Below are 12,460 nucleotides of genomic sequence, written 5' to 3' on the forward strand. Positions count from 1 at the left end.
GCTGACGGCCGGTCCGGTGGCGGTGCTGGTGGACGTGCCGGGCGGCCGCCGGGCGCGCGGGCCGTACGCCGCCGGCCCTGGCCGCCTGGCTGCCGGTCGCCGTCGACCCCGACCCGGCCTCGCTCGACCAGGTCCTGCGGAGCATCGCCGGGTATCTCGCGGTGCCCGCCTACAGCGACATGTTCGAGGCGGCCGGCTTCGGGGAGGCGGTCGGGCCGGCCCGCACCGGAGCCGACGCCGGCACACTGGTCCGCGCCCTGCCCGCCGCGGCGGCCGGCACGGTCGGCCTGGACGCCGTACGCGCGCGTGCCGCGCAGTACGCCGAGGCCGGGCTCGACGAGATCGCCCTGGTTCCGGCGACGGCGGGCGACCTCGGCGGGGAGCGGAGGCTGTCGGCGCTGGCGAGGGCCTGAGGGACAAGCCGATCAGGCCGGCCTGACGTTGTGGTTGAAGCGGAACACGTTGTCGGGGTCGTAGCGGCGCTTCAGGTCGGCCATGCGGCGGGTGTTCTCGGCGCCCAGTCCGGCCACGACCCGCTCGGCGCCCTCGTCCCCGATGAAATTGAGGTAGACCGCGCCCGTGCTCCACGGCTGCGCGGCGGCGCGGACGTCCCGGACCCACTGGACGCACCGTTCGTCGTCCGCGGGGTCCTCCCAGATCGCGAAGGGGTGCACGGCCCAGGGCGCGTCCCGGTAGGGCACGGGGAATTCGTGCGGGCCCGCGGCGATCGCCCCGCCCTGCGGGAACAGCACATGGAGGGTGCCGGTGGGCGGCAGCGCCTCGCCGCCGGCGCAGAACACGTCCAGGTAGGCGTCGGGCGCGCCCGTCAGATACTCCGCCGACCAGTAGTTGCGCATCCCCGGCGGATCGTCGAGCATGCACTGGACGTCGGCGTACGGCATCGCCCCGACGATCTCCGACTCGTGCGGCAGCGACAGCAGGGGCTCGGCCAGCTTGCGCATGTCCTCCTCGGGACCCGCGTACGTCAGCAGCGCGCCGCACAGGGGCTTGCCGACCAGGTGCGGCGGCACGAACTCCTCGGGCGGGCCGGTGAGATACAGCACGCCGCCGCTCGCCTCGTCCGGGGCCGTGGTGATCAGGTCGCGGTAGGTGCGGGTGACCTCGGGGCCGAACTCCGGCAGGTACAGCACCAGCGCGATGGAGAAATCGGGCAGCTCGTGCAGCTTCAGCGTGAGCGCGGTCGCGACGCCGAAGTTGCCGCCACCGCCGTGCAGGCCCCAGAACAGCTCCGGGTTCTCGTCGGCGCTGGCATGGACCCGCTCGCCGTCCGCGGTGACGAGTTCGACGCCGACCAGGTTGTCCACTGCCAGCCCGCACCAGCGGTCCAGCCAGCCCGTGCCGCCGCCCAGGACGAAACCGCCGACCCCGGTCGTGGAGGCCCGGCCGCCGGTCGTGGCCAGGGCGTACGGCTGGCAGGCGCGGTCCAGGTCGCTCATCGTGGCGCCGCCCGCGACCCGTACCGCCTCGGCCGCCGGATCGACGCTCACCGCACGCATGTGCCGAAGATCGACGACCAGTCCGGCGTCGTTCAGCGCCATGCCCGCCACGCTGTGCCCGCCGCCGCGCACCGCGATGTGCAGGTCCAGGTCCCGTCCGAACCGCACGGCCCGTACGACATCGTCCTCGTCCACGCACTGGGCGATGACCGCGGGCCGGCGGTCGATCATGGCGTTGAAGACGGTCCGGGCCTCGTCGTAGCCCACGTCTTCCGGGGCGAACACGTCGCCGACCAGATCCTCGCGCAACGCGGCAAGGGCCGCGCCCGCCTTCGATGGGGAGGCCATGGGGGCGCCCCCTTCCGTGCAGGGGCTGATGGATCCCAGCGTAGGCAGGCTTCGGCCGGCGGTCCTGTTCAGCCTCCGTAGGCCCCCGAGGCGGTCAGGCGCAGGGCGGTGTCGATCAGCGGAACGTGGCTGAAGGCCTGCGGGAAGTTGCCGACCTGGCGCTGGAGGTGCGGGTCCCACTCCTCGGCCAGCAGACCGAGGTCGTTGCGCAGCGACAGCAGCTTCTCGAACAGCTTGCGGGCCTCGTCGACGCGGCCGATCATCGCCAGGTCGTCCGCCATCCAGAACGAGCAGGCGAGGAAGGCGCCCTCGTCGCCGGGAAGGCCGTCGACGCCCTCGTCCTCGCCCTGCGTCGGGTAGCGCAGGATGAAGCCGTCCGACGTGGACAGCTCGCGCTGGATCGCCTCGATGGTGCCGATGACGCGCTTGTCGTCCGGCGGCAGGAAGCCCATCTGCGGGATCAGCAGCAGGGAGGCGTCCAGCTCCTTCGAGCCGTAGGACTGCGTGAACGTGTTGCGTTCCTTGTCGTAGCCCTTTTCGCACACGTCCCGGTGGATCTCGTCGCGCAGTTCCTTCCAGCGCTCCAGCGGGCCGTCCGCGTCACCGGACTCGATCAGCTTGATCGTGCGGTCGACCGCGACCCAGGCCATCACCTTGGAGTGCACGAAGTGGCGGCGAGGGCCGCGCACCTCCCAGATGCCCTCGTCCGGCTCCTGCCAGTGGTCCTCCAGGTAGCGGATCAGCTTGAGCTGGAGCAGGGAGGCGTAGTCGTTGCGGGCCAGGCCCGTCATGTGGGCCAGGTGCAGGGCCTCGGTGACCTCGCCGTACACGTCGAGCTGGAGCTGGTGCGCGGCGCCGTTGCCGACCCGGACCGGCGCGGAGCTCTCGTAGCCGGGCAGCCAGTCCAGCTCGGCCTCGCCGAGCTCGCGCTCACCGGCGATGCCGTACATGATCTGGAGGTTCTCCGGGTCGCCCGCGACCGCCCTGAGCAGCCACTCGCGCCAGGCGCGGGCCTCCTCACGGTAGCCGGTGCGCAGCAGCGAGGACAGCGTGATCGCCGCGTCGCGCAGCCAGGTGTAGCGGTAGTCCCAGTTGCGGACGCCGCCGATGTCCTCGGGCAGGGAGGTCGTCGGGGCGGCGACGATGCCGCCCGTCGGGGCGTACGTCAGCGCCTTGAGGGTGATCAGCGAGCGGATGACGGCCTCGCGGTAGGGGCCGTGGTACGTACAGTGCTCGACCCACTCGCGCCAGAAGTCCTCCGTCGCCACCAGCGACTGCTCCGGCTCGGGCAGCGCGGGGGGCTGCTTGTGCGAGGGCTCCCAGGAGATGGTGAACGCGATCCGCTCACCGGGGGCGACCGTGAAGTCCGAGTACGTCGTCAGCGACTTGCCGTAGGTCTCGGCCTCCGTGTCGAACCACACCGAGTCCGGGCCGGCGACGGCGACCGTACGGCCCTCGTGCTTGTGCACCCAGGGCACCACCCGGCCGTACGAGAAACGCATCCGGAGCGTCGAGCGCATCGGCACCCGGCCCGAGACGCCCTCCACGATCCGGATGAGCTGGGGCGCGCCGTCACGCGGAGGCATGAAGTCGATCACCCGGACCGTGCCGCGCGGCGTGTCCCACTCGGATTCCAGGATCAGGGAGTCGCCGCGGTAGGTGCGCCGGGCCGCGGTGGGCGGCGGGGAGTCGGAGGCGTGCGCGGGGCCGAGCCGCCAGAAACCGTGTTCCTCGGTGCCGAGCAGTCCCGCGAAGATGGCATGCGAGTCGAAGCGGGGCAGGCACAGCCAGTCCACTGTGCCGTCCCGGCAGACCAGTGCCGCGGTCTGCATGTCTCCGATGAGTGCGTAGTCTTCGATGCGCCCGGCCACGTGCAACTCCAGTCGAACGGCCACGTCACCCCCTCCTGGCAACAAGGGGGCTCTCGCTAGTGCGGTCAAGGGGTGTTGTAAATCGTCGTTGAGCGGTGAAGCAAAGCAGCCGCTTCGGCCGTGAGGCAAAACGACAGACTTTTCTCGACGATCTCTGCTCAACGAACTGACGAGCTCTCGTTGTTCCGGAGGCTACGGGCGAGGGGTGGTGCCGTGTTACCGGCCGGGCTCGGCAGCGAATGTCCGAGCAGGATACGACGCACGTAGATGATCTGCGTGCCGCTCCGGGCAACCCGGGTCCGCCGAACGGGTGAGCAAGGGGTGAGAAACCGAGACGGTCGTGCAGGTTCGTGGCGAGACGTGTGCGGAGCGTGGCCGGAAGCCATCGGTTCCGGTCGCTGATACCCTGGTAGCCCGTGGACCGGTGGGAGAAAAACCCCCGAACCGCAGCGACGGCGACTCCGGAATCTCCGGTCAGGCAGCCGCACCGCATGACAGACCGCGACCACGGGAGCCCCCTCTTGGCCATGACGCCAAAATCCACGACGACCAAGCACATCTTCGTCACCGGGGGTGTCGCCTCCTCGCTCGGCAAGGGCCTGACGGCCTCCAGCCTCGGCATGCTGCTCAAGGCCCGCGGCCTGCGCGTGGTGATGCAGAAGCTGGACCCGTACCTCAATGTCGACCCTGGCACGATGAACCCCTTCCAGCACGGCGAGGTGTTCGTCACCAACGACGGCGCCGAGACCGACCTGGACATCGGCCACTACGAGCGGTTCCTCGACCGTGACCTCGACGGTTCCGCGAACGTCACCACCGGCCAGGTGTACTCGACCGTGATCGCCAAGGAGCGGCGCGGCGAGTACCTCGGCGACACCGTGCAGGTCATCCCGCACATCACCAACGAGATCAAGCACCGCATCCGCCGCATGGCGACGGACGAGGTCGACGTGGTGATCACGGAGGTCGGCGGCACGGTCGGCGACATCGAGTCGCTGCCGTTCCTGGAGACCGTCCGCCAGGTCCGTCACGAGGTCGGTCGTGACAACGTCTTCGTCGTCCACATCTCGCTCCTGCCGTACATCGGCCCCTCGGGAGAGCTGAAGACGAAGCCGACCCAGCACTCGGTTGCGGCTCTGCGCAACATCGGTATCCAGCCAGACGCGATCGTGCTGCGCTGCGACCGCGAGGTGCCCACCGCGATCAAGCGGAAGATCTCCCTGATGTGCGACGTCGACGAAGCGGCCGTGGTCGCCTGCCCCGACGCCCGCTCCATCTACGACATCCCCAAGACCGTGCACGGCGAGGGCCTGGACGCCTACGTCGTCCGCAAGCTGGACCTGCCGTTCCGCGACGTGGACTGGACGACCTGGGACGACCTGCTCGACCGCGTCCACAACCCCGACCACGAGATCACCCTCGCGCTGGTCGGCAAGTACATCGACCTGCCCGACGCCTACCTCTCGGTCACCGAGGCGCTGCGCGCGGGCGGCTTCGCCAACAAGGCCCGCGTGAAGATCAAGTGGGTCACCTCCGACGACTGCAAGACCCCGGCCGGCGCCAAGCAGCAGCTCGCCGACGTGGACGGCATCTGCATTCCGGGCGGCTTCGGCGACCGCGGTGTGCTCGGCAAGGTCGGCGCGATCAAGTACGCCCGCGAGAACAAGATCCCGCTGCTGGGCCTGTGCCTTGGCCTGCAGTGCATCGTCGTGGAGGCGGCCCGCAACCTCGCCGACATCTCCGACGCCAACTCCACCGAGTTCGACCCGGCGACCTCCCACCCGGTCATCTCCACCATGGCCGAGCAGCTCGACATCGTCGCCGGTGAGGGTGACATGGGCGGCACCATGCGGCTGGGCATGTACCCGGCCAAGCTGGCCGAGGGCTCCATCGTGCGCGAGGTGTACGACGGCAAGGAGTACGTCGAGGAGCGGCACCGTCACCGCTACGAGGTCAACAACGCCTACCGGGCGGAGCTGGAGAAGAAGGCGGGCATCCTGTTCTCCGGCACGTCGCCGGACGGCAAGCTCGTCGAGTACGTGGAGTACCCGCGCGAGGTCCACCCCTACCTGGTGGCCACGCAGGCGCACCCGGAGCTGCGCTCGCGTCCGACGCGCCCGCACCCGCTGTTCGCCGGCCTCGTGAAGGCCTCGGTCGAGCGCAAGAATTCGAAGTAACACGAGAGTTGTACGGTGGCCGGGGTGCAAACCTTCAAAGGTTGGCGCCCCGGTTTTCTTTGCGCACGTGGAAGGGCAGGGCATGACGATCAAGGACACCCCCGAGGAGTGGGAGATCCGGGCGACGGACACCCCCTTCGTGGGCAACAAGACCTCCGTCCGCACGGACGACGTGGTCATGCCCGACGGTTCGGTCGTCCGGCGCGACTACCAGGTCCACCCCGGCTCCGTGGCCGTCCTCGCCCTTGATGACCAGGACCGGGTCCTGCTCATCAAGCAGTACCGCCACCCGGTGCGCCAGAAGCTGTGGGAGATCCCGGCCGGCCTGCTCGACATCCCCGGCGAGAACCCGCTGCACGCTGCCCAGCGCGAGCTGTACGAGGAGGCGCACGTCAAGGCCGAGGACTGGCGGGTGCTGACGGACGTCTACACCACCGCCGGCGGCTGTGACGAGGCCGTACGGATCTTCCTCGCCCGGAATCTGTCCGAGGCGGACGGGAAGCGCTTCGAAGTGGAGGACGAGGAGGCCGACATGGAGCACGCGCGGGTGCCGGTCGACGAGCTGGTGCGGGGTGTGCTCGCGGGCGAGCTGCACAACAACTGCCTTGTCGTGGGCGTGCTGTCGCTGGTCGCCGCGCGTGCCTCCGGCGGGCTTGACGGGTTGCGTCCGGCGGGGGCGCCTTGGCCTGCGAGGCCGTTCGAGGTGTAGGCCGGGGGCTTTGTTCGCGTGCGGCGCCGTTGTGGCTTGTCGCGCGGTTCCCCGCGCCCCTTCTGCCGGCGCTGTTCGACCCCGAGTCCTACGATCTGCTGATCCGATCGGGCGACGTCCCGCCATGCCCGCCACGCTCCGCCCGGAACGTAGCAGAGCGTGAACTAGGCTCTGAATACGCCCGAACCGGAGTCCCGGCGGGCTTGCGCGTGCGTGGGACGGGAGTGTGGCCCGTGACGGATCAGGTGGTGGACACAGGCGGCGTGCAGGTGTCGGCACAGACCTCCGATGCGATCCAATTCCTGGGCCGCACCCGCGAGTTGAAGGAACTGCGCGCCGACATCGAGCGCGCAGGACTGGACACCCTCTCCGGCCGAAAGGCACCACGCGCGCGCGTGCTGCTCATCGCGGGCCGCCCGGGCTCGGGCCGCACCGCACTCGCCGAGGAACTCGTACGGCAGGTGGCGGACCGCTACCCGGACGGTGTGCTGCGCGCCCGTCTGACCGACCCCGACGGCACCCCCGTCCCCGTCGGGCGCACCGCCCGCCTGCTGCTGACCGCCCTGGACCGGCCCACCCCGCCCGGCGCCCCCGAGGACGACCTCACGGCGGCACTGCGCGAGGCCCTCGCCGACCGCCGGGTCCTGCTGCTGCTCGACGACGCCGCCGAGGCCGGCCAGGTCGACGCCTTGCTGCCGGACACCCCGGAATGCCTGGCCGTCGCCGTCTCCGGCGGCCCGCTGACCGGGATCTCGGACGTCCGGCCCTGCACGCTCGGCGGCCTCGACACCAAGTCGGCCGTGGAGCTGCTGTCCCGGCACGCCGGCTCGGTCCGCATCACCGTCGACCCACGGGCCGCCGAGGGCCTGGTCGAGGTGTGCCAGGGACAGCCAGCCGCACTCCGGCTGGCGGGCGGCTGGCTCGCCGCCCGGCCCAAATCGGCGGTCGCCGACCTCGCCAAGCAACTACGGGCCGAGGGCGAGGACGGCACCCCGCTCAGCCGGGTCTTCCGGCTCGCCTACGCCGGCCTGCCGACCCCCGCCGCCCGCATACTGCGGCTGCTCTCCCTCGCCCCCGGCGGCCTGATCGACCCGCACACCGCCTCCGCGCTCGCCGGTTCCTCGGTGGACGGCGCCCACACCACGCTGGACGACTTCGTCGCCCTCGGCCTGCTGCACGCCGTCGACTCGCCGCTGCCCCAGTACGAGGTCCCGGCCTGTCTGCACCCGCTGCTCACGGCCCTCACCGAGACCCAGGACCGCCCCGCCGAGCTCCAGCTCGCCCGCGCCCGGATGCTGGAGCGGACCGTACGGCTGTTGCAGTCCTGCCGGGCGATCACCGAGACCGACAGCCCCGAGACCCGGCAGAAGCTCCTCGGCATGCCCCGCGCCCTGCGCTTCCCCAACCCCCGGGCCGCCGCCGACTGGCTCAGCATCCGCAGGCCCGCCCTGATGGCCTCGGCCCGTGCCGCGGTCGCCGACGGGGAGCTGGACACCCTCGCCAGACGGCTGATGTCCCAGCTCGTCAGGGCGATGGTCGCGCACTTCGGCACCCGGGCCGCCGCCCCCGACCTGTACGACGTGCACGCTCTGGTCCTCGACGTGGCCCAGCGCCGCAACCTGCCCCGCGAGCAGGCCGCGGCCCTTTTGAACCTCGGCGACCTCGACGTCCGCACGGGGCGCACCCGCGAGGCGCTGGTGCGTTTCCGGGCCGCGCTGGACGCCGGACGGGAAGGAAATGACCCGTACGCGACCGGCCGCGCGATGGAATCCGTAGGCGGCGCGCATCTGGAGCTCGGGGACTACGACCGGGCCGCCGACTGGTTCGGCCGCGCCCTGGCCCAGCGGCAGGCCCGCGCCGAGGGGGCGGACGCCGCCCGGCTGTACGGCCGTATCGCCGAGGCGCACACCTACGCGGGCCGGTACGGCGAGGCGCAGCGCAACTGGCGGGCCGCGGTCGCCGGGCACCGCAAGAACGGTGATGTCGGGGGCCACGCACGGGCGTTGAGCGAGCTGGCCCGGGTCCAGGAGTACGCCGGGCGGCTGGAGGAGTCGCTGCGTACCTGCCAGGAGGCGGTGGACTGGGCGCGGCGCGCCGAGGACTCGCGGCTCCAGGGCGCGCTGTATCTGCGGCTCGCCGACACCCTGGACCGTCTGGGCGATCCGGCGGCCGCGGAGCTGCACCGGGGTGCCGCCGAGCGGATGCTGGGAGAGGAGCCCGAGGACTCCGATGCGGCCGAGTCGGGGCCCCGACAAGAGGTAATCGAGCCGGAACCAGACCCTAACGCCTGCGAAATCCGTAGTGCATCCATCGAAGATTGATGCAATGAAAGGCTAGACAGCAGGAACACCTTCATTAGACTGGCTCTGCCGCACCTTCTCCTGCGGTGTCTCCCGGTGTGCCCTGCATGCCTGGGTATGTGTTGCAATGCCCCCACATCCTCTGAGCCAAGGACCGTGATCGACGTGAAGGTCGGCATCCCCCGCGAGGTCAAGAACAACGAGTTCCGGGTGGCCATCACCCCCGCCGGCGTGCTGGAGCTGGTGCGCCATGGCCACCAGGTCGTCATCGAGCAGGGCGCCGGTGTCGGCTCGTCGATCCCGGACAGCGAGTACGTCGCCGCCGGTGCCCAGATCCTGCCCACCGCGGACGAGGTGTGGGCCACCGCCGACCTGCTGCTGAAGGTCAAGGAGCCGATCGCCGAGGAGTACCACCGCCTCCGCAAGGACCAGACGCTCTTCACCTACCTGCACCTGGCCGCCTCCAAGGAGTGCACGGACGCCCTCATCGAGTCCGGCACCACGGCCATCGCGTACGAGACTGTCGAGCTGCCCTCCCGGGCCCTGCCGCTGCTCGCCCCGATGTCCGAGGTCGCGGGCCGCCTGGCCCCGCAGGTCGGCGCCTACCACCTGATGCGCGCCAACGGCGGCCGCGGTGTGCTGCCCGGCGGCGTCCCCGGCGTGCTCGCCGGCCGGGCCGTCGTCATCGGCGGCGGTGTCTCCGGCTGGAACGCCGCGCAGATCGCCATCGGCATGGGCTTCCACGTGACCCTGCTCGACAAGGACATCAACAAGCTCAAGGAGGCGGACAAGATCTTCGGTACGAAGATCCAGACCGTCGTCTCCAACACCCTGGAGCTGGAGAAGGCCTGCCTGGAGGCGGACCTCGTCATCGGCGCCGTCCTCATCCCGGGCGCCAAGGCCCCGAAGCTGGTCACCAACGAGCTCGTGTCGCGCATGAAGCCGGGAAGTGTCCTTGTCGACATCGCGATCGACCAGGGCGGTTGCTTCGAGGACTCGCGTCCCACCACGCACGCCGAGCCGACCTTCCCGGTCCACGAGTCGGTCTTCTACTGCGTCGCCAACATGCCGGGCGCGGTGCCCAACACCTCCACCTACGCGCTCACCAACGCGACGCTGCCGTACATCGTCGAGCTGGCCAACCGCGGCTGGGTCGAGGCGCTGCGCCGCGACGCCGCGCTGGCCAAGGGCCTCAACACGCATGACGGCAAGGTGGTTTACCGCGAGGTCGCGGAGGCGCACGGCCTGGAGCACGTGGAGCTCGAGACGCTGCTCGGCTGAGCTGATCGCCTAAGTCACTTTCTGGTAAAGGCGATACGTCAACACAAGTCGTCAACCGTACGCACCCGGCCGGACCTTGCCCGAAAAGGTCCGGCCGGATGTGTGTATGGTCACTTTGCGACTCTCGGTCAACTCGCCTCGAACGCAACGCTTCGACCGATTCGCACACCGGTGAAACCTGCTGTGCGACGGCCGTACGCCCTTGACAGCGGGATGTTTCATTGTCGACACATCTGCCCGGTCCGGCGGATTGTGTTGCTGCGGACGCCCGACACGCCATAGAGTCGCCAACCGTCGGCATGGTGCCACGCTGACCTGTCTAGAAGTTTCCTGGTCACCAAGGAGGTAAGACGACTTGTGAATGAGTCGACATTTTCTCCCGGGGGTGGTCAACCAGGAACGCCGGTACGGGGCCAGGGTCCCGCGGGGTTCGAGGCTGTCGGCTCCGTCGCGGTGCGCACCTTCGCAGCCCACCAGGGTCACCAGGCCCCCTCAAGGGTGACTCTGCCAGCACACATGAGCATGGATGGCCATCACGTGAACGCCATGGCCGGCGACGGAAGTGGCGCGCCCCACAACCACCTCGCCGACTACGACGAACTGCCCGAAGGGCACTTCTACGACCCCGACGCGGAGTACGAGCCCGACCCCGAGTACGCGGCCACCCTCGCGCCCGACGCTGCCAGGCAGCGCCGTGAGCGCATCGGTCCGACCGGGCGTCCGCTGCCGTACTTCCCGATCCCGGGTCCGCTGACCGACCACGGTCCCGCGAAGATCATCGCGATGTGCAACCAGAAGGGCGGCGTCGGCAAGACGACGTCGACCATCAACCTGGGTGCCGCGCTCGCGGAATACGGACGCCGGGTGCTGCTCGTCGACTTCGACCCTCAGGGCGCGCTCTCGGTCGGCCTCGGCGTCAACCCGATGGAGCTCGACCTCACCGTCTACAACCTGCTCATGGAGCGGGGCATGTCGGCGGACGAGGTGCTCCTAAAGACGGCGGTCCCCAACATGGACCTGCTGCCCAGCAACATCGACCTGTCGGCCGCAGAGGTCCAGCTCGTGAGCGAGGTCGCGCGCGAGTCGACGCTCCAGCGCGCCCTGAAGCCGCTGCTGCCCGACTACGACTTCATCGTGATCGACTGTCAGCCCTCGCTCGGCCTGCTCACGGTCAACGCGCTGACGGCCGCCCACAAGGTGATCGTGCCGTTGGAGTGCGAGTTCTTCGCGCTGCGTGGTGTGGCGCTGCTGACCGAGACCATCGAGAAGGTCCAGGAGCGGCTCAACCCGGAGCTGGAGCTCGACGGGATCCTCGCCACGATGTACGACTCGCGCACGGTGCACAGCCGTGAGGTGCTCGCGCGCGTGGTCGAGGCGTTCGACGACCACGTCTACCACACGGTCATCGGGCGCACGGTCCGCTTCCCGGAGACCACGGTCGCCGGCGAGCCGATCACCACCTACGCCTCCAACTCCGTCGGTGCCGCCGCCTATCGCCAGCTCGCCAGGGAGGTGCTCGCCCGGTGTCACGCCGAGTGAGTCTGCCGGGGGCCGACGAACTGTTCCGCACGACAGGGGGTATGGCGCTCCAGCCGTCCACTCCCCGGCGCCCCGCCAACGGCGAGGCCCGGGTGCCGGCTCCCGCGGGGGAGAGTGACTCGGCCGCGGCCGTGGACGACGCGCCGCAGTCGGTGCCCGCACAGGGTGGTGACGGCGACGGCGCGGAACATGTGGCGGCCGACGCGGAGTCGGCCGACGCCGGTGAGTCGCGCAGCCGGTCCGCCGCCGCGGAGCGTTCCCCGCGTCGGCAGCCGGCGCAGGAAGGTTCTGCCGGGGCCTCCGTGAGTGCCGGTGGCGGCTCCGCCGCCTCCGGTGCACCCGCCTCCGCGCCGCGCAAGCGCGGGCGCTCTGCCTCGCGCCGGCCCAGTGGCCGCGAACGCCACGACGAGAAGATCACCGTGTATGTCTCCGCCGAGGAGCTCATGGATCTGGAGCACGCCCGTCTGGTGCTCCGCGGTGAGCACGGGCTGGCCGTGGACCGCGGGCGGATCGTCCGCGAGGCGGTGGCCGTGGTCCTCGCGGATCTGGAGAGCCGGGGCGACGCCAGCATCCTCGTACGACGGCTTCGCGGGCGGTAGCGGTAGCCTGCGGGGGCTATGACCTCGAACGACGTTCCCGCCAGCGGTGCCGGTGCCTCCGGCGGCCGCCGGCGCGCGCTGGGACGGGGGCCGGGAGCGACGCCGGTGTCCGTGCCGGTTCCCGTTCCTGCGGAGCCGGAGCCGGAGCCGGAGTTTCCTGGGGTTTCCGAGGTCGTGGT

9 protein-coding genes are annotated in these 12,460 nt (G+C 70.5%); 7 read left to right on the forward strand and 2 right to left on the reverse strand.

The annotated features are described in order from the left end of the window. Positions 1-161 precede the first annotated feature (161 nt). Positions 162-413: a hypothetical protein gene (locus tag ACZ69Q_RS38415; RefSeq protein ID WP_471051537.1), complete on the forward strand. Its 252-nt coding sequence runs from the start codon at positions 162-164 to the stop codon at positions 411-413. A 12-nt stretch (positions 414-425) separates the two neighbouring features. On the opposite strand, the gene ACZ69Q_RS38420 is transcribed toward ACZ69Q_RS38415, so the two are convergent. After that, the gene (locus tag ACZ69Q_RS38420; RefSeq protein ID WP_471051539.1) at positions 426-1,805 is read right to left on the reverse strand and encodes an FAD-binding oxidoreductase; all 1,380 of its coding nucleotides are present in this window, start codon (positions 1,803-1,805) and stop codon (positions 426-428) included. 68 nt (positions 1,806-1,873) lie between these two features. After that, the gene (locus ACZ69Q_RS38425; RefSeq protein WP_471052064.1) at positions 1,874-3,676 is read right to left on the reverse strand and encodes a glycoside hydrolase family 15 protein; all 1,803 of its coding nucleotides are present in this window, start codon (positions 3,674-3,676) and stop codon (positions 1,874-1,876) included. A 527-nt stretch (positions 3,677-4,203) separates the two neighbouring features. Between ACZ69Q_RS38425 and ACZ69Q_RS38430 the strand changes: the two genes are divergently transcribed. The 6 genes from ACZ69Q_RS38430 (at position 4,204) to ACZ69Q_RS38455 (ending at position 12,281) form a co-directional block, all read left to right on the forward strand. Then, a complete protein-coding gene (locus tag ACZ69Q_RS38430) occupies positions 4,204-5,853 on the forward strand; it encodes a CTP synthase (RefSeq protein WP_471051542.1) in 1,650 nt (549 codons plus the stop codon). An 82-nt stretch (positions 5,854-5,935) separates the two neighbouring features. Then, positions 5,936-6,562 (forward strand): NUDIX domain-containing protein, encoded by a 627-nt coding sequence (locus ACZ69Q_RS38435; protein WP_471051545.1) that lies wholly within the window; start codon positions 5,936-5,938, stop codon positions 6,560-6,562. Between the two features lie 233 nt (positions 6,563-6,795). Then, positions 6,796-8,883: a tetratricopeptide repeat protein gene (locus tag ACZ69Q_RS38440; protein WP_471051548.1), complete on the forward strand. Its 2,088-nt coding sequence runs from the start codon at positions 6,796-6,798 to the stop codon at positions 8,881-8,883. A 135-nt stretch (positions 8,884-9,018) separates the two neighbouring features. Continuing rightward, positions 9,019-10,143, forward strand: coding sequence for an alanine dehydrogenase (gene ald, locus ACZ69Q_RS38445; RefSeq protein ID WP_380854002.1), 1,125 nt, complete (start codon positions 9,019-9,021; stop codon positions 10,141-10,143). 516 nt (positions 10,144-10,659) lie between these two features. Further along, a complete protein-coding gene (locus ACZ69Q_RS38450) occupies positions 10,660-11,682 on the forward strand; it encodes a ParA family protein (RefSeq protein ID WP_471051551.1) in 1,023 nt (340 codons plus the stop codon). Further along, positions 11,667-12,281, forward strand: coding sequence for a hypothetical protein (locus tag ACZ69Q_RS38455; RefSeq protein ID WP_471051554.1), 615 nt, complete (start codon positions 11,667-11,669; stop codon positions 12,279-12,281). Before ACZ69Q_RS38450 ends, ACZ69Q_RS38455 begins: the two co-directional genes overlap by 16 nt. Positions 12,282-12,460 lie beyond the last annotated feature (179 nt).

It is taken from the genome of Streptomyces sp. NPDC036764 (genome assembly GCF_055609385.1).

Excerpts from the sequence above, each read along its gene's own strand:
- ACZ69Q_RS38430 (WP_471051542.1), top strand. The coding sequence starts at position 4,204 with ATGACGCCAAAATCCACGACGACCAAGCACATCTTCGTCACCGGGGGT.
- ACZ69Q_RS38420 (WP_471051539.1), bottom strand. The coding sequence starts at position 1,805 with ATGGCCTCCCCATCGAAGGCGGGCGCGGCCCTTGCCGCGTTGCGCGAG.
- ACZ69Q_RS38450 (WP_471051551.1), top strand. The coding sequence starts at position 10,660 with ATGAGCATGGATGGCCATCACGTGAACGCCATGGCCGGCGACGGAAGT.
- ACZ69Q_RS38435 (WP_471051545.1), top strand. The coding sequence starts at position 5,936 with ATGACGATCAAGGACACCCCCGAGGAGTGGGAGATCCGGGCGACGGAC.